Origin of the sequence: Bradyrhizobium sp. 2TAF36, from assembly GCF_052114925.1 — a bacterium.
Taxonomy (GTDB): Bacteria; Pseudomonadota; Alphaproteobacteria; order Rhizobiales; family Xanthobacteraceae; genus Bradyrhizobium; species Bradyrhizobium barranii.
The window spans coordinates 25,491-45,499 of the sequence record NZ_JBFRFR010000017.1 but is presented as its reverse complement, the minus strand read 5'-3'; the positions used below and the strand labels follow the sequence as shown (position 1 = coordinate 45,499).

Here is a 20,009-nt window from a genome sequence, read left to right as displayed (position 1 = left end):
GAGCATTTGGGCAAAATGCCCTATCGTGCGATTTGAAACTTGATCCCGATCAAGTTCGCGCGAGAGGCAATGTTGCTTTGCACCATCGGCGGCGCTGCGGGTCTACCCGGCCTTGGCCTTCTTGCGCGGCTCGCTCCGCGCGTCCTTGAYGGCGGCCACCGGCTTTAACCAATCCGAATTGCGCAAGGCATGCGCCACGCAATCATGGATGTGGGTGTGCAGCACCTTGTTCGCGCCCTTGGCGTCGCGCTTCAGCGCCAGCTCTTTCAGCTCGCGATGCTCGGAAGCAGCCATCTCGCCGCGGAACACCACGGCGATCATCTGGTAGCGCAGATAGCGGTCATAGACCGCGGCATGCGCATCGAGCAGCACCTTCGAGCCGCAGGCCGCGACGAGCGCGCGATGAAACTGGAAATCGCACTGTTTCCAGCTTTCCGCATCGGACCGCTCGCCTGACAGCAGCATCCGCTCCATCGCCGCGAGCTTGTGATGCGCCGAGACGATGTGCGCCTCCCAGTCGAGATCGCCGGCCGCAAACGACTTCTCGATCATGTGGCTCTCGAGCAGCTCGCGCAGCTCCGCGATCTCCTGGAATTCGGTTGCCGAGATCGGCGCGACCTCGAAGCCGCGCTGGCCTTCGGCGACGACAAAACCTTCCGAGCACAGCCGGTTCAGCGTCTCGCGCAGCGTCGAGATGCTGGTGCCATAGGCGCCGCTCATCCGCTCGAGCTTCAGCTTCTGCCCCGGCGTCAGCTTGCCGAAGATCAGGTCGGTGCGGATGCGGCGGTAGGCGCTGTCGCCCACCGTCTCGGCTGTCGTGTCGGGAAGGGTGTCCATGCCTCATTCTAGCGCGTTGGACGTGCGTTTTGCCAAATTTCGAAACTTTATCAAGTGTTTCATGTAATATCAGACAAAATCAAAAATATAGGTTGATTTATAATTCGTCATATAAGACGTTCCTGTCCCTAAGAACGAGATCAACAGGGGAGGGAGCGATGCCCGTTCGGTTCAAAGGTCTGGCTTTGGTGGCGGCGATCGGCGCGGTCGCCTTGGGCGCGATGGGGCCGGCCTCGGCGCAGGCCATTCAGGAGCGCACCATCCGCTGGGGGCACCTCAACAACACCGACCATCCCGTCAGCAAAGGCGTGCAGAAATTCGCCGAGATCGTCGCGGCGAAGAGCGGCGGCAAGATCAAGGTGCGCGAATATCCGGCCAATCAGCTGGGCAGCGAGATGCAGCAGCAATCGGCGCTGCGCGCCGGCACCCAGGAGATGCAGTCGCCGGCGACGACGTCGCTGGTCGGCATCGTCAAGGATTACGGCCTGATCGATTTCCCCTTCATCGTCTCGACGCCGCAGCAGGCCGACGCCTTGCTCGATGGTCCGCTCGGCGCAGCGCTGCTGGCAAAGCTGTCTGAGAAGGGGCTGGTTGGTCTCGCTTATTGGGATCTCGGCTTCCGCAACGTCACCAACAGCAAGCGTGCCATCACCAAGGGCGAGGACCTCGGCGGCATCAAGATCCGTGTGATCCCGAACCCGGTCTATCTGGAGACCTTCAAGGCCTTCAACGCCAACCCGGTGCCGATGAGTTTCTCGGAGCTCTATAGCGCGCTGGAGACGGGCACCGTCGACGGCCAGGAGAACCCGTTCTCCGTGATCCTGTCGAACAAGTTCTTCGAGGTGCAAAAGTATCTCAGCGTCACCAACCATACCTACTCGACCAACATCATCCTGATCAGCAAGAAGTTCTGGGACGGGCTTTCGCCCGACGAGCAGAAGATCTTGCAGGACGCGGCCATCGAGGCGCGCGACTACCAGCGCAAGGTCAGCCGCGAGCAGGCCGCTGCCGCGATCGACGAGCTCAAGTCCAAGGGCATGGCGGTCAACGAGATCGCACCCGCCGAGCTCGATCGCATGCGCGAGAAGACAAAGCCGATCGCGGAAAAATTCTCGGCCGACTACGACCCCGCCATCGTCAAGCTGTTCAACAGTGAGCTCGACCGCGTGCACGCTTTGAAGCCGTAAGCCGACGCGCAGCAGGACGGACATGATGAAAACGATGGTCAACGCCTATTTCTGGCTGCTCCGCGCGGTGATCGCGGTGCTGCTCGCCGCCATGGTGGTGCTGGTGTTCGGCAACGTCGTGCTGCGCTACGGCTTCAATTCCGGTATCGCGATCTCGGAAGAGCTGTCGCGCTGGCTGTTCGTGTGGATGGTGTTTCTGGGCGCGATCATCGGCCTGAAGGAGCATGCCCATCTCGGCGTCGACAGCCTCGTCAAGGTGCTGTCGCCGTTCGGCCGCAAGGTCTGCTACGGCCTCAGCCACGCGCTGATGCTCTACGCCTCCGTGCTGCTGACGGAAGGCTCCTGGAAGCAGACGGTGTTGAACTGGGATACGGTGGCGCCCGCCTCGGGGCTCTCAGTCGGCCTGTTCTATGCTGCCGGGATCGTATTCGGCGCTTCCTCCTGCGTGATCATCGTGCACGAGCTCTATCGGCTCGTGACCGGGCAGGTCGCCGATGCCGATCTGATCGCCATCAGCGAATCCGAGGAGCTCCCGCATTCTCCTGGCGCCGCGAGCGGAAAGCAGCAGGCATGACTGTCGCCGTCTTCACCTTCTCGCTGCTCGGCGCCATGGCGATCGGCATGCCGATCGCGTTTGCGCTGATCATCTGCGGCATCGCGTTGATGACCTATCTCGCGATGTTCGATTCCCAGATCATCGCGCAGAACGTCATCAACGGCGTCGATTCCTTTCCGTTGATGGCGGTGCCGTTCTTCATCCTTGCCGGCGAAGTCATGAACACCGGTGGCCTTGCGCGCCGTATCCTCAACTTCGCGATCGCGCTGGTCGGCCATTTCCGCGGCGGGCTCGGCTATGTCGCGATCCTGACGTCATGCATCCTGGCCTCGCTCTCGGGCTCGGCGGTCGCGGACGCCGCGGCGCTCGGTGCGCTGCTGGTGCCGATGATGGCCGCCGCCGGCCACAATCGCGCCAGTGCGGCTGGCCTCGTCGCTGCCGGCGGGATCATCGCGCCCGTCATTCCTCCGTCGATCGGCTTCGTCATCTTCGGCGTCGCCGCCAATGTCTCGATCTCGAAGCTGTTTCTGGCCGGCATCGTGCCGGGCCTGCTGCTCGGCGTCGGCCTATGCTTTGCCTGGTGGTGGGTGGTGCGCAAGGAGAACCCGGCGCGCCTGCCGCGCAAGAGCATCGCCGAGATCTGGCGCGCGCTGATCGACGGCTTCTGGGCCCTGATGCTGCCGATGATCATTATTTTCGGCCTGCGCTTCGGTATCTTCACGCCGACGGAAGCGGCCGTCGTCGTCGCCGTCTACTCGCTGGTGGTGGCGATGGGCGTCTATCGCGAGCTCAGGCCCGCGCAACTGCCGGCACTGCTAGTCTCGACCGCGCAGACCACGGCTGTCGTGATGTTCCTCGTCGCCGCGGCGCTGGTATCGTCCTGGCTGATCACGGTTGCCGAGATCTCCGACCAGATCGTGGCGCTCGTGCAACCGTTCGCGGGCAACAAGACCCTCCTCACCTTCGTTCTGATGATTATCGTCGTCATCGTCGGCACCGCGCTGGACATGACGCCGACGATCCTGATCCTGACGCCGATCCTGATGGCGATCGTCAAGCAGGCCGGCATCGACCCCGTCTATTTCGGCGTGCTCTTCATCATCAACAATGCGATCGGCCTGATCACGCCGCCGGTCGGCGTCGTGCTCAACGTCGTCTGTGGCGTTGCCCGCGTCTCGATGGATGATCTGATCCGCGGCGTCTGGCCCTTCATGATCGCGCAGCTCGTCGTGCTAGCCTTGCTGACGCTGTTTCCCGTTCTCGTCACCGGCCCGGCCAAGTGGTTCGGTGGCTAACTTCCAGAAGGACCTGTCCATGAAGCGCGTGATGATCCTCAACGGGCCCAACCTCAACATGCTCGGCATCCGCGAGCCGCACATCTACGGCACCACGACGCTCGATCAGGTCAATGCGAGCTGCGAGGAAGCAGCCGCCAAGCTCGGGCTCAAGCTCGYCTTCCACCAGTCCAACCATGAAGGCGTGCTGGTCGATCTGATCCAGTCGGCGCGGCAGGATGCCGATGCGATCATCATCAATCCGGCCGGTCTTTCCTTCACCTCGGTCTCGATCATGGACGCGATCAAGACCTTCGAAGGCCCGGTGCTGGAGGTTCACATCTCCAACATCCACGCCCGCGACGAATATCACCGCCACTCCAAGATCTCGTTCGTGGCGACCGGTGTGATCTGCGGGCTGGGCCCGTTCGGCTACGTCGCGGCGCTGCACGCGATCGCGAATATGAAGTGAGCTGCTTCCACAAGCTCGTCATGCCCGGGCTTGTCCCGGGCATCCACGAACTCGTTTCGACTTGAAAGAACGTGGATGGCCGGGACAAGCCCGGCCATGACGCCGTGGCTCACGTCGTCCGGAACTGGAGCACGCCGTCTTTCGTCTCCGCCGTCAGCCGGCCCTCGACGATCATGTAGTTGACGTGGGCGACGAGCTCGCCGGCGGCAAAACCCATCTGGTGTTCGTCCAGCACGTGCTTGTTGAACACGACAGGCACCAGGGCGCGCGAGGTCTGCGGCACCTCGCTGCAGGCTTCCGCGATCAGGCGGCAGCGCTCCTCGTGGTGATCGGCGAGCTGCTTGATGCGGGTCTTCAGACCATAGAACGGCACGCCGTGGCCGGGCAGCACCAGCAGATCGTAGGGCAGGGTGGTGGTCAGGCTCGCGAGCGAGGCCAGATATTCGCCGAGCGAGTTCTGGTCGGGTTCGACCGCCCAGACGCTGACATTCGGCGAGATCTTGCTCAGCACCTGGTCGGCGGAGAGGAACAGCTTGTCGTCGGCGCAATACAGCATCACCTGGTCGAGCGCGTGCCCGCCACCGGTGATGACCTTGAAGCGGCGGGTGCCGATCACGATCTCGTCGCCGTGCGAGATGCGGCGGTAGGACGGCGGCAGCACCGAGACGCGCTTGAGATAATCCTGGCCGCGGCCGAGCAGCTTTTCGGTGAGCGACTCGTCCATGCCGTGGCGGCGGAAGAACAGCCGCTGGGCTTCGCGCCGCTCCTCGGTGCCGCGGTTCTGGTGGTAGACCGATTGCAGATATTCGACCTGCGTCATCACCAGCGGGCAGTTGAACCGCTCGACGATCCAGCCCGCGAGGCCGACGTGATCGGGGTGCGAATGCGTAACGATCAGGCGCGTGATGTTGACGCCTTTCAGCGGCCCCTCGAACAGTCTGGTCCAGGCCTCGATCGTCTCCTCGTTGCCGAAGCCGGCATCGACCATGGCATAGCCGTCGCCGTCGGCGAGCAGGTAGATGTTTACGTGGTTGAGGCGGAACGGCAGTTTCAGCCGCGCCCACAACACGCCGGGACGCACCTCGACGATCTCTTCGGGGCCGGGATGCTGGTCCCAGGGATAGCGCAGGGCCTCGGCCGAGGACTGCACGGTGTCGGTTTTCGGGTTCATGCTACCGGCTTAAACCCGCCGGGCGCGGGGCGCCAGCCGAAAAAGGCCGGGCCGTGGTCTCCGCATGGCGGTCATACCAGCAGTTTTCCGTAGCCCGGATTACGCGGCGCTCCATCCGGGCCACGGGCCGGTGGCTTACGCCGCCCGCATATTGTTGAGGAACGCGTCGATCTCTCCGCGCAGCATGTCGGCTTCGCGGCGGAGCGCGTCGGAGGCGCCCAGCACTTCGCTCGCCGCCGCGCCGGCTTCCGCGGACGCCGTGGAGACGCCGATGATGTTGCTGGAGACCTCGCTGGTGCCGCCGGCGGCATGCTGGATGTTGCGGGCGATTTCGCGGGTGGCTGCGCCCTGTTCCTCGACCGCGGCGGCGATCGTCGTCGTCACGTCGTTGATCTCGCCGATGATCCGGCCGATGCCCTGGATGGCGCCCACCGCCGAGGTGGTGACTTGCTGCATGCTGGCGATCTGGGTGCGGATCTCTTCCGTCGCCTTGGCGGTCTGGCTCGCGAGGCTCTTCACCTCGGAGGCGACCACTGCGAAGCCGCGGCCGGCTTCGCCCGCGCGCGCCGCCTCGATGGTGGCGTTGAGCGCGAGCAGGTTGGTTTGCGAGGCGATGGTCTGGATCAGGTCGACCACGACGCTGATGCGGCTCGCGCTGTCGGCAAGGCTCTGCACCGTGGTGTCGGTGGCGCCGGCCTCGTCGACCGCCTTCCTGGCGATCGCGGCCGAGGTGACGACCTGCTTGCTGATCTCCTCGATCGAGGACGACAGCTGCTCGGTGCCTGATGACACGGTCTGCACGTTGACCGAGGTTTCCTCCGCGGCGGAGGCAACCGCGTTCACCAGCGCGTTGGACTGGTCGGCGGTGTTCGACATGCTCTGCGCGGTGGACTGCATCGAATTGGCCGATTGCGCGAGATTGTCGAGCGCGTTGCGTACCGCGCCCTCGAACTCGGCGATCTTCGCTTCCATGCGCGCGGCACGCTCGGCCTTGGCGGCACGGTCCTTGTCCTGCTCGCTCGACATCGCGCGGGCCTCGATCATGCTCTCGCGGAACACCTGCAGCGTGTTCGCCATCACCGAGATTTCGTCATTGTGGTGCTTCGAGCGGTAGATCTCGGTCTCGAGGTCGCCGTTCGCGAGCAGCTGCATCGACTGATGCAGCGCGCCGATCCGCCGCAGGATGTTGCGGCCGACATAGAGCCAGACGAACAGCGCCGAGCCGACCAGCATCAGCGCGCCCAGCGCCAGCATCGCGGTGGTGGCGAGCGAGATCTCCTGGCGCGCCTGGAAGGTCGACGCGTTGGTCTCCTTCTGCACGCCGTCGACGAGCTGCTGCACGCTGATGCCGAGACCGACATTGAGCTTGCGGGTCTCGTCCAGAATGGTCTGGCCGTAGTCGATGGCGTCGAGCTCCTTCTGGCGGATCTTGAACACGCCGGTCTTGCCCTCGCCGAAGGCGAACAGCTTCTGCACGGCGTCGCGCACCGTCTGCATCGAGGGCATGTTCGGGAGGTCCTCGAGGTTCGACTTGACGCGGTCGCGCGTCGCCTTGAACTCCTTCTCGATCGCCTCCAGCGTGTCGCTGTTGTTGGCCGACAGCGCCGCCATCATGTCGGCGGCCATCAGATTGCCGTTGGCGGAGATTGTCGCGACCTGGGAGACGGTGCGGGCAGCCTCAGTCGCATCATCGGCGGAAACTTCCGCCGCGCCGAGGATCGCGTTCAGGCGCGTCTGTGCGTCCAGCATCGCAGGACCGGCCGCGCCGACGAAGGTGAGCTGGGCCTTGCGCAGCGCGTCATACTGCTTGTCATGCAGCGCGCCGGTCTCGAGCCGCTCGCGCGCGGCCGACACCAGGCTCTGGGTCGCCTCGTCGATGCTCTTGGCGGTGTCGCGCAGCGCGGTTGCGATCTGCTTGTCGGCGCCGAGCTCGATGATCTCGCCGAGCTTGGCCATGGCGAGCTGCTGGATGTCCTTCACGCTCTTGGTGCGTTCCTTCAGCGCCTCGTCGGAGGGCGATGCCAGCAGGCCCGGGCCTTGCGCGGCGAGCGTCGCGCTCTGCGAGGCGAGCTGCAGGCTGGCGGAGAGGCGCGGGATGTCGCGGCCGCTCAGATCCATCATGGTCGCGCCGAGGTGATTGAAGACGAAGCCGGCGCCGGCTGCGATGACGAGGCCCATGCCCGCGATCAATGCGAAGGCGGCGAACAGGCTGCCGCGCACGCCCCACCTTGGCATCTTGAAACGAGGCTTGAGACGGCCAAGGACACGGCCAGCACCCAGACGGATCGCCATCGAAATTCCCCCACGCGTGATCTTTATATTTTCGCCGCGGAGTATCCCTGGGTCGGGTTAAAAAATCGCAAGTTGCACAATCGGTTGCGCCTGTTCCGCACAGCGAAAAAGAAAGAGCCGGCAGAGTTGCCGGCCCTTGATTGCGAAGAGATTTTTTGGAGGCGCGATCAGTAGCGCGCGACCGCCGAGTTGGCCCAGTTGAAGCGGTAGTTGACGCCCGCCTTGAAGGTGTGGTCGTCGGTCGTGAAGTTGCCGGTGCCCACCAGCGGGCCCGCGGTGAAGTGGGCGTCGCCGAAATTGTAGTACTGGTACTCGGCCTTGGCCGACCAGTTCGGGGCGAACATGTATTCGAGGCCGGCGCCGACGGTGTAGCCGTTGCGGTGATCGCCATCGATGATGAAGCCGGTCGGCACGCCGCCAATCGTCACCTTCTCGTTGTTGTCCGAATAGGCGTAGCCGCCCTTCACGTAGAGCAGGCCGGGACCCCAGGTGTAGCCGACGCGGCCGGTGATGGAGCCGAGGCCACGCTGGTCGTTGCTGTAGGCGACGCCGCCCGGGAACGCCGCGCCGACGCTGCCGGAGAGCCAGGAATACTGGCCTTCGACGCCGACCAAGAAGTTCGGGTTGAACTGCCAGTCAGCACCGACCTGCACGCCGCCGAGGAAACGGCCGTTGCCGTTGTTGCCGGTGGAGAGGCCGTTGAAATTGTTGTCGCTGGAGAACGCGCCGCCGACATGGCCGCCGATATAGAAGCCCGTCCAGTTGTAGATCGGCGCGGCATAGGCCGGCGCGGGCGCCTTGTAATAGTTGCGGTTGCCGAGATCGGCGCCGACGGCCGGCGCGGCAGCGCTCACCACGAGCAGCGCAACGGTTGCAAACAAAATCTTCTTCATCGTCTTGAACTCCAGCACTTTGGTCCCCGGCAGGCGCGCTGTCCGCGCCGTCGTTGGTTTTGCAGATAGCTCGCTTTTGACGAAAATGCTGTCACATCCGTGGCACAGCGACAGCCAACCTAACTTATTGGGCTGTAAATGATTTTCGTGCTTAATGCCGGCTTAAGAAGTGGTGAAGGAAGGCTTAACGTCGCACGTCTCGGGTAACTTGCGCGCGTCTCTCGTTAACCAAGCCGCCGCCGTACCTCATCGCGCATCTGCTGGCGGAAGGCCGCGCGCCTTGCAGGCCGGTCTTCCTCGCGTACGTCGTGGCGATCGAAGACGTCGAACTTCTCCATGATCGGATAGCGCTCGCTCGCCATCGCGAGCACGCGCAGCACCTTGGTCGCGGACGGCGTCGGGCCACGGACCTCCCAGCGCCGGATGGTATCGGCGCCGCCCTTCTCCGGCAGTCCGCAAAGCTTGGCCATGTCGGCCGCGGTGAGCTTGCGCTCGAGGGCATCGGAAAGGTCGTTGCGGAGCTGCTTCAGTTCGGGGCCGGTCATGCTGCTTGCGTCCAGGGAAGTCACTGAAGGCGATGCACTAGCGCTGATTCGGGTCCATCCGAAGGCGGGTGGTCGTGATAGTGTGTCCGTGCCGGTCGAGCATCAGCGAGGCGAAATCGCATGCCTGTGTTCAAGCTGCCCCTGTCGGGGGATGTCGTCCAGTCCATTTATCCGTCGTTCTTCAGTCCCACCGGCGGCCAGTTCGGTCTCGTCAATATCACGGTGGGGCAATCCTCGGCGCCAGATGTCGAGAAGGACGTGCTGTCGGATGTCGCCGGTTACGGCAAGCAGATCGGACAGATCGCGGACGCGCTGCTGGCCGTGGTCGAGCATCTGGAGTCGCGGCCCGACCACGCGCTCGCTGACGATCCGGCGATCGCCGCCTTCAAGGAGCTGATGCACTCTGTCGCGACAGTTAAGGAGCGACACGGCCGCAAGGCGTGTCGCCCGAAGCGACGATGACCACGGCGGCGGCCTGGGTCAGGCACCTTCGGGCGTGCACGAAGTTATGAACGGATGCCTATGGAAATCTTGCGTTGAATGAACACATCGCACACTGGGCTCGCAGCCAATGAAGGGAACCGCCATGACAAGCATCAAACCCGCCATTGCCGCACTCATCACCGTCGGACTGCTTGCCGCGCCCTTCGCAGCCGAAGCGAAGAAGGCCCGGCCGAGCCGGCATCACTACAGCACGAGCGTGGTGGCCCCGACCTACGGCGCCGCCGCATTGCCGGTCGCGCAGCCCAGGACCTCCTACGGGTCGTCCGGGCAGACGGTCGGGACGGTCACGGCGCCCTCGATCGGCTCGTACAATTGGCCGTCGGTCGGCGTGACCAATTCGGTGCCGACCTGGAGCAACACCACGAGATAGAGAACACCTCGCCAGGCGCGCCGGTGATCGTCAACGCGTGCCGGGCGCGAGGCCGGAGAGCAGGTAGAGCGCGACCAGCAATGTCGCGACCGACAGCATCGTCGTGACCGAGACGGTGGCCGCGACCAGCTTCTCCTCGACCTTGTGCTCGTGTGCCAGCACATAGACGGTCTTCGCCGTCGGCACGGCCGCGCATATGACGGCGGCAACCGTGTAGAGCGGATTGAGGCCGGTGACCACGCAAAGCCCGTAGACGATCAGCGGCATCACCACCAGCTTGACGGTCGCGAGCGCGAACGAGGCCTTCAGGTTGGATCGCAGACCGTCGACCGACAGGCCAAGCCCGATGGCAAACAGTGCGCAGGGCGTGAGCGCGGCGGCAATGATGTTCAGATAGGCCGCGACCGGCGCCGGAATCGGCAAGCCCGTGATCGCCCAGACGAGACCGATCAGCGTCGACAGCACCATCGGATTGAGCAGGATCTGCTTCACCAGCCCGGCGGAATGCGCAGGGCCGCGCACGTCCCTTTCCAGCAGGATGACCGTGAGCGGAAACATCACGCCGGCGACGAACACCGTCGCCACCGCGGCAGGCAAGACGGCGGGCTGGCCGTAGATCGCGTGCAGGATCGGGAGCGCCACGAAGCCGGTATTGGTCATGGCCGCCGCCATGCCATGGATCGTGCTGCTGGCGAGGTCGTGCTTGCCGCCCGCGCGGACGGCCAGGAACACCAGCGCGAAGCAGAGGAGGGAGCCGCCGCCGAAAGCGAGCAGGAAGCGCCATTCCAGCAGGTTGCGCGCCGGCTCCTGGGCGATCGTGACGATCAGCAGCGCCGGCATCGCCACGTTGTAGGCAAAATGCACCAGCGCGTCCGCAAGCGAGCGGGAGAGATAACCGAGTTCGCCGGCAAACCAGCCGGTGACGATGATTGCGAACACGGGAAGAACGAGGCTGGCGACCTCCATCCGGCGTCCCCTCTGCCAAGCAGCGTCGCCATTCTAGCCTGGCGATGCATGCTCGTCACGGTTCAACTGGATGGCGCCGTCCTCGACCAGACGGCCTGTGGCCTCAGGCGCCCCTGCCGGTCTGTTGACCGAACACGCAGCGCCATCCAGCCAGGCGTTCGGCCGGATGCTGGTTCATCCATTCGGCGAGCTGCGGCGCGCCCATCAGGCAGGACTGCATCGAGACGTTGGCGAAGTCCGAGGTGGTGACGATCTGCTCGTGACAATTTGCCGGAGAGGAGAGGCTGCACAGCACCGCGATGATCTTGATCACGCCAGATTTCCTGCGTCGCCGTTGGCCGCGCGGCCGATCGTCGCCTTGCCCTGCGGCTCGCCGCTCGGATCAGCCGGCGGAAAAATGCTGTCGTAGATCGCCCGTGCCTCCTGAATGAGGCGAACGCGCTCGCGTTCGGATTTCGAGACAAACTGAATAACCTGGCCCATATCGTCTCCAATGGATCGGAAATCCATCATAAGATGATGGAAATCATTCCATGCGAATCTGGGGTGCCGGCCTCTGTTTCGCATCTGTGCGGACGGTCACGAGGGATAAAAAGCCCGTGAGTGTTCCGTCGCCCGAAGAGGAGCGGAATACCTTAGTCATGAGCTGGCCTGACGTTGCCGGCGCGCGCTGCTTGTGTCCCGGGACCGCTGCAAGCACGGCACACATGCGGGCATCCTCCGGTGCGGCGGCGAGCCAAGGGGCCGGGAGTGCGCCCCTGTTCGGCTGGAGCTGCTCGTCGCGCCATCGTGATGGAGCGTCAGGCCCTGCAGTGTGATCGTATTGCGGCACATTTTCACGCGCGTGGAGTTGTAAGATGGCTCAGTGCACGAGTGGTTCGACGAGCGAACGGCCGACGCGACTGAGAGACCGCGCCCGAAAGGATTAGCCATGACAAGAACGAGACGCTCGATTGCGGTGCTTATCGCGGTCGGATTTGCGGCATCGCCACTCGCTGCAGGCGCACAGACGTCTGCGGCGGGTACACAAGGCAACACGAGCGGTGGCTCCGGAGCACCGGCAACGCAAGGCACGACCTATGGAAGCTCCGGACAGACCGTCGGGACCGTCACGGCACCGTCGGTCGGAACGTCCAATCAACCATCGGTCGGCGTGACCAACTCAGTCCCCACCTGGAAAAACACTAATCCTCCGGCCAGGTAGCAACCGCGATCGGCCGCCTCACGCCGCCGGCGCGCGCTCTTTCCGCCCGGGCACCGCCGCCAGCAGTTCGCGCGTATAGGCGTGCTCCGGCGCGGCGAACAGTTGCGCGGTCGGCTTCAACTCGACGATGGCGCCGCGCTGCATCACCGCGATGCGGTCGCAGATTTGCGCTGCGACGCGCAGATCGTGGGTGATGAACAGCATCGAGAGGCCAAGGCGCGCCTTGAGGTCTTCGAGCAGTCGCAGCACCTGCGCCTGCACGGAGACGTCGAGCGCGGAAACGGCTTCGTCGGCGACGATGATCTCGGGTTCGAGCGCGAGCGCGCGCGCGATGCCGATGCGCTGACGCTGGCCGCCGGAGAATTCATGCGGGTAGCGGTCGAGCGCGCCGGCGTCCAGCCCGACCATCTTGAGGAGATCGCGGGCGCGGCCGAACGCCACCTTCGGATCGATGCCGGCTGCGATCGGACCGTCGGCGATGATGTGCCCGACCTTGCGGCGCGGATTGAGCGAGGCGAACGGATCTTGAAAGATCATCTGGATGCGATGGCGCTCGGCGCGGAGCGCCTTGCCCGAGAGCTGCGTGAGATCGGTCTCGCCGATCCGCACCGTGCCACGGTCGGCTTCGATCAGTCGCATCACCAGCCGCGCCACCGACGATTTGCCGGAGCCGGATTCGCCAACGAGGCCGAGCGTCTCGCCCTTGAGGATGTTGAAGTTGACTTCGCGCGCAGCATCGACGCGGCGGTCCTCGCGAAACCAGCCGCCTGAGGTGACATAGGTCTTGTCCAGCCCGATCACCTCGACGGCCCTGGCCTGGTCGTCGAGCGGCTCACGCGCCGGCGGGTCCATCGACGGCACGGCGGCGAGCAGCGCCTTGGTGTAGTCATGCTGCGGATTGTTGAAAACGGAGCTAGCGGGGCCTTCCTCGACGACCTTGCCATGCCTGAGCACCACGACCTGGTCGGCGATGTCGGCGACCACGCCGAAATCATGGGTGATGAACATCACCGCCATGTTGCGGTTGCGCTGGAGGTTGCGGATCAGCTTCAGGATCTGCGCCTGCGTGGTGACGTCGAGCGCGGTGGTCGGTTCGTCCGCGACCAGCACTGCGGGCTCGAGCGCGAGCGCCATCGCGATCATGGCGCGCTGGCGCTGGCCGCCGGAGAGCTGGTGCGGATAGGCGCGGACAATGCGCTCGGGGTCGGGCAGGCCGACCTCGCGCGCCAGCGACAGGGCCTTGGCGCGCCGCTCCTTCGGCGTCAGCAGGCCGTGGGCCTCGAACATCTCCGCCATCTGGTCGCCGATCCGCATCAACGGATTGAGCGCGGTCATCGGCTCCTGAAAAATCATCGCGAGCCGGCGGCCGCGCAAATCGCGCCAGCCGTCGTCATCGAGCTCGAGCAGGTCGCGGCCTTCGAACTGGATCTCGCCGGAGGTGACGGTGACCGTATCAGGCAGAAGCCCCATCAGCGCATGCGCGCACATCGACTTGCCGGAACCGGATTCGCCGACGACGCAGACGATCTTGCCGGGCCGCAAATCCAGCGAGACGCCGTCGACGGCGAACGGACGCTCGGCGCCCTTGGGCAGCGCGATCCGCAGATTCTTGATCGAGACGGCGGGCGGGGCGGTCATCATCACCGGCCCTCCCGCGACAGGCGCGGATTGAGCGCGTCGTTGAGGCCTTCGCCGATCAGGTTCAGCCCGAGCACCGAGATCAGGATGGCGACGCCGGGAAACACGGTGATCCACCAGGCCTGGCGGATCACGGTACGGCCGGCGCCGACCATGTAGCCCCAGGAGATCAGATTGGGATCGCCGAGCCCGAGGAATGCTAGCGAGGATTCCAACAGGATGGCGGTCGCCACCATCAGCGAAGCCAGCACGATCACCGGCGACAGCGCGTTCGGCAGGATCTCGCGCAGGATGATCCAGGTGTTGCTCTGGCCGGTGACGACGGCGGCCTGGACATATTCGCGCGTGCGCAGCGACAGCACCTCGCCACGCACGAGGCGGGCGACCGGCGGCCAGCTCACCACCGCGATCGAGGCCACGATCGAGTAGATCGAGGGCTGCAGGATCGCGACCAGCACGATCGCGAGCGCGAAGCTCGGAATGGTCTGGAAGAACTCGGTGAAGCGCATCAGGGCGTCGTCGACCTTGCCGCCGAAATAGCCGGCCATGGCGCCAATGGGAACGCCGACGACCAGCGCGACCAGCGTGGAGACGAGACCCACCAGCAGCGAGACGCGCGCGCCAAAGATCATGCCGGCGAACACGTCGCGGCCGAGCGCGTCGGTGCCGAGCGGCACGGTCGAGAGCGTGAAGGGTGGCAGGAACGGCCGCTGCACCATGCGCCAGGGTGAATTCGGGAACAGCATCGGCCCGAACACCGCGATCGAGATCGCAAGGACAAGGATGACGAGCCCGACGACGCCGCTCGGGCTCTTCAGCATCGATTTCCAGAACTGTTTCATGAGGCGAATTCGATGCGCGGGTCGACCAGTCGGTAGACGAGGTCGGTGATGAGGTTGAAGATCAGCACCATGGCGGAGCAGATCACGAAGACGCCGAGCAGGAGGTTGTAATCGCGCTGGAGCAGCGCGTCGTACATCAGACGCCCGATGCCGGGCCATGCGAACACGGTCTCGGTGATGACGGCGCCGCCGATCAGCGTGCCGGAATGCACACCGGCCAGCGTCACGACCGGCAGCAGCGCGTTGCGCAGCACGTGGCGGCGCTGGATCACGGCGTCGGAGAGGCCCTTTGCGCGCGCGGTCTTGACGAAGTCGAGGCGTTTCACTTCCAGCATCGAAGCGCGCGTCATGCGGGTGTAGGTCGCCATGAAGAACAGGCCGAGCGTCATCGCCGGCATGATCAGGTGCTTTGCGACGTCGACTGCGTGGGCAAGGCCGGTGAGGTTGGCGCCGACCGTCTCGTAACCGAAGCTCGGCAGCCAATCCATGGTGACCGAGAACAGGAGGATTCCCATCAGCGCCACCCAGAAGATCGGCATGGCGTAGAAGATCAGCGCGAACACGGTGATGGCCGTGTCGAGGAAGGTTCCGGCAAAGCGCGCGGCGAAGGTGCCGAAGAGAACGCCGAGCATGAGCGAGATCGCGAATGCGGTCAGTGTCAGCAGCAGCGTCGCCGGCAGCCGCTCGCCGATCAGCTTCACGACCGGCGCCTGCTGGCGGAAGGAGAAGCCGAGGTCGAGCGTGACGACGCCCTTGACGTAGATGAAGAGCTGCTCGGGCAGCGGCTTGTCGAGGCCGAACTTTTCCCGGAGCTGCTTGACGAAGACCTGGTCACTGGCGCCGGCCTCGCCCGCCATCACGACCGCGGGGTCGCCGGGCGCAAGCCGGATCAGGAAGAAATTGAGGACGACGATCGCGAGCAGGACGATCACGCCCTTCAGGACACGCTGAGCGACGAAGGAGAGCATATTAGAGAGTCATCTCTTGTAGCGTGACCTGGAGCCACGGAGACAGTGGGCTCCCTCGCCCCGCTCTTGTCCGCCGAAGCCTCGGCGAAGGCGGATGCGGGGAGAGGGTTGGGGTGAGGGGGACTCTCCGCGGGGACGGTGATAGTTGGGCTCGCGGAGACTCCCCCTCACCCGAATGTGCGCTATGCGCACATTCGACCTCTCCCCGCGAGCGGGGAGAGGTGAAGAGGGCAGCCATCACTTGTCCAGCCATGCGTCCTTGAAGCCGTCATTGACCCCGATGCCCGTGGTGATCAGGTTCTTGACCTTGCAGCGGGTGATGGTCGGGAATTGCAATTCCAGCATCCAGGCCACCGGCACGTCCTCGACCAGGATTTTTTGCGCCTTCTCGTAGATCTCCTTGCGCTTCGAGTCCGGCGTCGCGGTCGCGCCGTCGGCGAAGAGCTTGTCGATCTCCGGGTTGGAGTAGCCCTCGACGTTGTTGAAGACCTGCCCCTTGGCGATGTTGCTGGAGATATAATTGCGGCCGACGCCGAGCGCGGGATCGCCATACTGGTAGAGATAGGTGAAGGCGATGTCGTAGTCCCAGTCGCCGATCTTCTGGTTGCCGCCGGCAACGTCGGTGGCGATCGTCTCGATGTTCATGCCGACGTCCTGGAGGTTCTGCTTCACGGCTTCACCCCAGCGCTGCCAGGTCTCGCCATAGGCGAGCGGCAGCAGGCGGATCTTCTCGCCCTTGTAGCCGGCTTCCTTCAGCAGCGCCTTGGCCTTGGCAGGATCGTAAGGGTATTTCGGCACGTCGTCGGTGTAGTACTTGATGGTCGAGGCGGACGGGCCGGTCGCGACCTTGCCGAGCCCGTTCCAGATCACGTCCTTGGCGAAGTCGCGGTCGATCGCGAACATGATCGCCTGCCGCACCCGCTTGTCGGCGAGCGGACCCTGGCGGTTGTTGAGCCACAGCCAGGCCAGCGGCGAGAAGAACTCCCAGCCGGCGCCGGTGACGCAGGTGTCCTTCAGCTTGGACAGCCGCGGCACGTCGAAATTCTCGACCGAGCCGCCGGGCAGCACGTCGACCTTGCCGGTCTCGTACGCCACCGAGCGCGCGGCGGCGTCGGGAATGATCTGCCAGTAGATCTCGTCGAGATAGGGCTTGCCCTTTTCGTGGTAGTTCGGGTTCTTGACCAGGCGGATGAACGAGCCCTTCTGCCACTCCTTGAACATGAAGGGGCCGGTGCCGACCGGCGCGTTGTTGTAGGGGTTGGTCTTCCAGTCGGTGCCTTCATAGAGATGCTTCGGCACCATCGGCATCGAGCCGACCTCGAAGATGCCGAGGAACGGTCCGAACGGCTGCTTCAGCGTGAACACCACCGTATAGTCGTCCGGCGTCTCGATCTTGTCGACCTGCGCCAGATTGGTGCGGGCACGCGCATGCGTCTGCTTCAGCATCTCCATCGAGAACAGGACGTCGGCGGCGGTGAAGGGCTTGCCGTCATGCCAGGTCACGCCCTTCTTGAGCTTGAAGGTGTAGGTCTTGGCGTCCTCGCTGACGCTCCAGCTTTCGGCAAGCTCCGGCAGCGGCTCGAGCTTGGGGCTGTAGCGCAGCAGGCCCTCGAAGATGTTGCCCGAGACCATTTGAGTCGGGCCGTTCTGGACCTGCGCAAGCATCAGGCCGGGCGGCTCGGGCTGGATCACGGCGTTGATCACGCCCCCCGTCCTCGGCTCTTGCGCCAGCGCCGAGGCCGTGAGGCCGCAAGCCAGGAGGGCACCAAGCAACACTCGTTTTGGCATGTCGTATCTTTCTCAAGCGAGACCGGCCGAAAACGCTTCGCACGTCATGGCGCGCGAAGCTCCGGCCGGCCCATCCCAGTCCCCATCCGATATCGAGGCTCACACAGTCTCATTCGGGGCCGCAAGATGAAAGTCTCGACAGTGTTCGCACAAAAAATGTACAGCGCGTCCTGTTTTCACTTGATTCATTGTCTTGTCACGGAGACAAGTCGGCCATGGACAATGCCAGCCGCTCCGAACGATCCCGTAACGCCGCACTCGAAGCGGCCATCGCGATCATCGCGCGCGACGGGCCGGGCCGGCTGACGCTGGATGCGATCGCGCGCGAGAGCGGACTCAGCAAGGGCGGCGTGATGCATCAGTTCCGCACCAAGGAAGCGGTGCTGAAGGCGTTGCTCGACCGGCAGATGGCGCATTTCGAGGAGTTCGCCACCAGCACCATGGCAAAGGTGAGCGCGACCTCCGCGAATCCCAACCTGGCGACCCAGCTCGCGACCGTGCGCGAAGCGGCCACCTCGCCGAATTCTGCCGCGCTGGCGCTGGTTGCGGCCATGGTCGAGAATCCCAGCCTGATGGCGCTGCCGCGCGAGCGCGAGATGGAGAGGATGGCGGCGATCAGGGAAGAGGCCACTGATCCCGATCTCGCGATGCTGCGCTGGGCCGGCGCGATGGGGCTGTTGTTGAGCTCGTTGTTCGGCATGTCGCCGCTCAGCAAGGACGAGCATCAGCGGCTGTTCGCGCGTCTGCTCGACGACGCGCAGTGGACCGGCCTCGAACGGCCGGCCGCCAAAGGCACCGCCAAATCCCGCGCGCCATCGGCTACGAAGGCCGCAACGCCGCGCAAGCGCGCCTGATTCATCGTTAACGATTTCCCGCCGATAGCTGCCCAAAGCCGCGCCTGCGGCCAAATGCGCCAGGCCCGTGTTTTTGAACTTTACAAACCGCCTAGTCGGTTTTACAAATGGACACACTGAGACGGCCCAAGGCTTCCGAGATGGCCCCGGACGAAGCCTCGGGTTGGCACTGGTGAGCGCCGCAGCCGCGTCTGGTCCCGTACGCGGCTGCGGTCGCCACTGCCTGGGCAGCAAGCCGCTAGAGGAGTCTGGAATGAATCGCTCGATCGCCCTGCGCGGTCTGGGAACGCTCCTGCTCGGCGCAGCCGTCGCGGGCTGCGCCACCGTCGCGCCCGTGCCGTATTCCGGGATGGCGTCCTCAGCCTACATGGCTCCGGACAAGTCGGACGCCTCCGGCCGCGTGCCCTACCGCTATTCCACGCCGGTCGACTGGCGCGCTTATAATAGAGTCATCCTCGAACCGGTCGTGGTCTATCGCGGCAGGGATCACCAGTTCGGCGACATGTCCGACAAGGACAAGGCGACGCTTGCCGCCTACATGYAGACCCGTTTCGCCGAGGGTCTGCGCGGCCGCTTCGCGCTGGTGCGCGAGCGTGGGCCGGAGACACTGCGGATCAGGCTGACACTCACCGGCGCCGTCGCCAACACGCCGGTGCTCGGCACGCTCTCCCGCTTCGACGTCGCCGGCGCCGTCTACAACGGCGTGCAGGCCGCGCGCGACGGCGAGGGCACCATGACCGGCTCGGTGATCTACGGCGTCGAGATCTTCGACGCCGCGACCGCGCGCCTGCTCTCCGCTTACGTCACCAAGCAATACCCGGCTGCCTACGACATCAAGGCCACCGCCGGCGCGCTCGCCGCCGCCACCGCCGGCCTCGACAAGGGCGCCGACGCCTTGATGGCGCAATTGAACTGACGCCGCGACCCATCCAACGAAAGGTGCCGCTGATGAACATTGTCCTTCGCTTCGTGTTGCGCGTTGCGATCACGATCCTGATGATGGTGTTTGGCGGCCGCGCCGGCGCCGCGGCGCCGCCCGATCCCAGCGGCACCTGGCTCGTCCAGGACGGCCGCGCGCGCATCAGGCTCGAGCGTTGCGGGCCGTCGCGCGACCGCATCTGCGGCTTCATCATCTGGATGAAGGAGCCGGCCGACAAGCGCGGCCAGCCCTATCGCGACAAGGAGAATCCCGATCCCGACAAGCGCGCCCGCGCGCTGCTCGGCCATCAGCTCATCATGGGTTTGCAGGCGACGCCGGAGGGACAGTTCGCCGGCGAGATCTACAATGCCGAGGACGGCAAATCCTATTCGGTCTCGCTGTGGCGCGACTCCGCCGATCGCCTCAAGCTCAGGGGTTGCCTGATCAAGTTCCTGTGCCAGACCCAGACCTGGCAACAGACCCTCGACGTGCTGCCCGGCCAGCTCGTCGGCCTCACCGGCGATCTCAACGGCCCCCGCGCCGACAAGGAATGGGCCGCCGTGCCGGCACCGAAGCCGATGCAGGCGAAAGCCAGGTAGCGGATTGCTCCTCTAACCACTCACTTGGTTTCCGGTGCGCCGACGGCTGCGCTCGCAATGACGACGTGATGACGGTCGCATATTGCGCGCCTTCGAGATTTGACCGGTTGTTCGCCAAAAGCTATCCTTC

Annotated in this window: 22 protein-coding genes; 10 read left to right on the top strand and 12 right to left on the bottom strand. The window is 64.7% G+C overall.

Annotation, left to right across the window (positions count from 1 at the left end; genetic code table 11):
* Positions 1 to 102: 102 nt before the first annotated feature.
* On the bottom strand, positions 103 to 837 hold the full coding sequence (locus AB4Z51_RS12040; protein WP_441497450.1) for a GntR family transcriptional regulator: 735 nt from the start codon (positions 835 to 837) through the stop codon (positions 103 to 105).
* Positions 838 to 995: 158 nt separating this feature from the next.
* Between AB4Z51_RS12040 and AB4Z51_RS12035 the strand changes: the two genes are divergently transcribed.
* From AB4Z51_RS12035 to aroQ, 4 genes are read left to right on the top strand one after another with little or no spacing between them, the layout of a single operon-like run.
* Positions 996 to 2,024 (top strand): TRAP transporter substrate-binding protein, encoded by a 1,029-nt coding sequence (locus AB4Z51_RS12035; RefSeq protein ID WP_441497449.1) that lies wholly within the window; start codon positions 996 to 998, stop codon positions 2,022 to 2,024.
* Positions 2,025 to 2,049: 25 nt separating this feature from the next.
* On the top strand, positions 2,050 to 2,598 hold the full coding sequence (locus tag AB4Z51_RS12030) for a TRAP transporter small permease (RefSeq protein ID WP_441497480.1): 549 nt from the start codon (positions 2,050 to 2,052) through the stop codon (positions 2,596 to 2,598).
* Complete coding sequence (locus AB4Z51_RS12025; RefSeq protein WP_441497448.1) at positions 2,595 to 3,875, top strand: TRAP transporter large permease; 1,281 nt, start codon at positions 2,595 to 2,597, stop codon at positions 3,873 to 3,875. The genes AB4Z51_RS12030 and AB4Z51_RS12025 overlap by 4 nt, the downstream gene beginning before the upstream one ends.
* A gap of 19 nt (positions 3,876 to 3,894) precedes the next feature.
* Positions 3,895 to 4,326 carry a type II 3-dehydroquinate dehydratase gene (aroQ, locus tag AB4Z51_RS12020; RefSeq protein WP_441497447.1) on the top strand — a complete coding sequence of 144 codons (432 nt, stop codon included), beginning with the start codon at positions 3,895 to 3,897 and terminating at the stop codon, positions 4,324 to 4,326.
* A gap of 109 nt (positions 4,327 to 4,435) precedes the next feature.
* On the opposite strand, the gene AB4Z51_RS12015 is transcribed toward aroQ, so the two are convergent.
* The 4 genes from AB4Z51_RS12015 to AB4Z51_RS12000 form a co-directional block, all read right to left on the bottom strand.
* Positions 4,436 to 5,497 carry an MBL fold metallo-hydrolase gene (locus AB4Z51_RS12015; RefSeq protein WP_441497446.1) on the bottom strand — a complete coding sequence of 354 codons (1,062 nt, stop codon included), beginning with the start codon at positions 5,495 to 5,497 and terminating at the stop codon, positions 4,436 to 4,438.
* A gap of 135 nt (positions 5,498 to 5,632) precedes the next feature.
* Positions 5,633 to 7,789: a methyl-accepting chemotaxis protein gene (locus AB4Z51_RS12010; RefSeq protein WP_441497445.1), complete on the bottom strand. Its 2,157-nt coding sequence runs from the start codon at positions 7,787 to 7,789 to the stop codon at positions 5,633 to 5,635.
* A 167-nt stretch (positions 7,790 to 7,956) separates the two neighbouring features.
* A complete protein-coding gene (locus AB4Z51_RS12005; RefSeq protein ID WP_441497444.1) occupies positions 7,957 to 8,682 on the bottom strand; it encodes an outer membrane protein in 726 nt (241 codons plus the stop codon).
* Positions 8,683 to 8,906: 224 nt separating this feature from the next.
* The gene (locus AB4Z51_RS12000; RefSeq protein ID WP_071916874.1) at positions 8,907 to 9,227 is read right to left on the bottom strand and encodes a hypothetical protein; all 321 of its coding nucleotides are present in this window, start codon (positions 9,225 to 9,227) and stop codon (positions 8,907 to 8,909) included.
* A gap of 120 nt (positions 9,228 to 9,347) precedes the next feature.
* Between AB4Z51_RS12000 and AB4Z51_RS11995 the strand changes: the two genes are divergently transcribed.
* Both AB4Z51_RS11995 and AB4Z51_RS11990 read left to right on the top strand, forming a co-directional pair.
* Positions 9,348 to 9,689, top strand: a complete 342-nt coding sequence (locus AB4Z51_RS11995; RefSeq protein ID WP_282520443.1) for a hypothetical protein — start codon at positions 9,348 to 9,350, stop codon at positions 9,687 to 9,689.
* A 124-nt stretch (positions 9,690 to 9,813) separates the two neighbouring features.
* Entirely contained in the window at positions 9,814 to 10,101 is a 288-nt protein-coding gene (locus AB4Z51_RS11990; RefSeq protein WP_063986056.1) for a hypothetical protein, read from the top strand.
* A gap of 30 nt (positions 10,102 to 10,131) precedes the next feature.
* On the opposite strand, the gene AB4Z51_RS11985 is transcribed toward AB4Z51_RS11990, so the two are convergent.
* From AB4Z51_RS11985 to AB4Z51_RS11975, 3 genes are all read right to left on the bottom strand, one after another.
* Positions 10,132 to 11,067 (bottom strand): AEC family transporter, encoded by a 936-nt coding sequence (locus AB4Z51_RS11985; RefSeq protein ID WP_441497443.1) that lies wholly within the window; start codon positions 11,065 to 11,067, stop codon positions 10,132 to 10,134.
* Positions 11,068 to 11,170: 103 nt separating this feature from the next.
* The gene (locus AB4Z51_RS11980; protein WP_028148688.1) at positions 11,171 to 11,380 is read right to left on the bottom strand and encodes a hypothetical protein; all 210 of its coding nucleotides are present in this window, start codon (positions 11,378 to 11,380) and stop codon (positions 11,171 to 11,173) included.
* Positions 11,377 to 11,550, bottom strand: a complete 174-nt coding sequence (locus tag AB4Z51_RS11975; protein ID WP_167768152.1) for a hypothetical protein — start codon at positions 11,548 to 11,550, stop codon at positions 11,377 to 11,379. Before AB4Z51_RS11975 ends, AB4Z51_RS11980 begins: the two co-directional genes overlap by 4 nt.
* 448 nt (positions 11,551 to 11,998) lie before the next feature.
* Between AB4Z51_RS11975 and AB4Z51_RS11970 the strand changes: the two genes are divergently transcribed.
* A complete protein-coding gene (locus AB4Z51_RS11970; RefSeq protein ID WP_441497442.1) occupies positions 11,999 to 12,271 on the top strand; it encodes a hypothetical protein in 273 nt (90 codons plus the stop codon).
* An 18-nt stretch (positions 12,272 to 12,289) separates the two neighbouring features.
* On the opposite strand, the gene AB4Z51_RS11965 is transcribed toward AB4Z51_RS11970, so the two are convergent.
* The 4 genes from AB4Z51_RS11965 to AB4Z51_RS11950 all read right to left on the bottom strand — a co-directional run bounded on the left by AB4Z51_RS11965 (position 12,290) and on the right by AB4Z51_RS11950 (position 17,507).
* The gene (locus AB4Z51_RS11965) at positions 12,290 to 13,909 is read right to left on the bottom strand and encodes an ABC transporter ATP-binding protein (protein WP_208089591.1); all 1,620 of its coding nucleotides are present in this window, start codon (positions 13,907 to 13,909) and stop codon (positions 12,290 to 12,292) included.
* A 2-nt stretch (positions 13,910 to 13,911) separates the two neighbouring features.
* On the bottom strand, positions 13,912 to 14,751 hold the full coding sequence (locus AB4Z51_RS11960; RefSeq protein WP_028148686.1) for an ABC transporter permease: 840 nt from the start codon (positions 14,749 to 14,751) through the stop codon (positions 13,912 to 13,914).
* Positions 14,748 to 15,719: an ABC transporter permease gene (locus AB4Z51_RS11955; RefSeq protein ID WP_085402596.1), complete on the bottom strand. Its 972-nt coding sequence runs from the start codon at positions 15,717 to 15,719 to the stop codon at positions 14,748 to 14,750. The genes AB4Z51_RS11960 and AB4Z51_RS11955 overlap by 4 nt, the downstream gene beginning before the upstream one ends.
* 237 nt (positions 15,720 to 15,956) lie before the next feature.
* Positions 15,957 to 17,507 carry an ABC transporter substrate-binding protein gene (locus tag AB4Z51_RS11950; protein ID WP_085398351.1) on the bottom strand — a complete coding sequence of 517 codons (1,551 nt, stop codon included), beginning with the start codon at positions 17,505 to 17,507 and terminating at the stop codon, positions 15,957 to 15,959.
* Between the two features lie 215 nt (positions 17,508 to 17,722).
* On the opposite strand from AB4Z51_RS11950, the gene AB4Z51_RS11945 reads away from it, so the two are divergent.
* The 3 genes from AB4Z51_RS11945 (at position 17,723) to AB4Z51_RS11935 (ending at position 19,879) form a co-directional block, all read left to right on the top strand.
* Entirely contained in the window at positions 17,723 to 18,361 is a 639-nt protein-coding gene (locus AB4Z51_RS11945) for a TetR/AcrR family transcriptional regulator (RefSeq protein ID WP_085398350.1), read from the top strand.
* A gap of 253 nt (positions 18,362 to 18,614) precedes the next feature.
* Complete coding sequence (locus AB4Z51_RS11940; protein ID WP_441497441.1) at positions 18,615 to 19,277, top strand: DUF3313 domain-containing protein; 663 nt, start codon at positions 18,615 to 18,617, stop codon at positions 19,275 to 19,277.
* Between the two features lie 32 nt (positions 19,278 to 19,309).
* On the top strand, positions 19,310 to 19,879 hold the full coding sequence (locus tag AB4Z51_RS11935) for a DUF2147 domain-containing protein (RefSeq protein WP_085398352.1): 570 nt from the start codon (positions 19,310 to 19,312) through the stop codon (positions 19,877 to 19,879).
* Positions 19,880 to 20,009 lie beyond the last annotated feature (130 nt).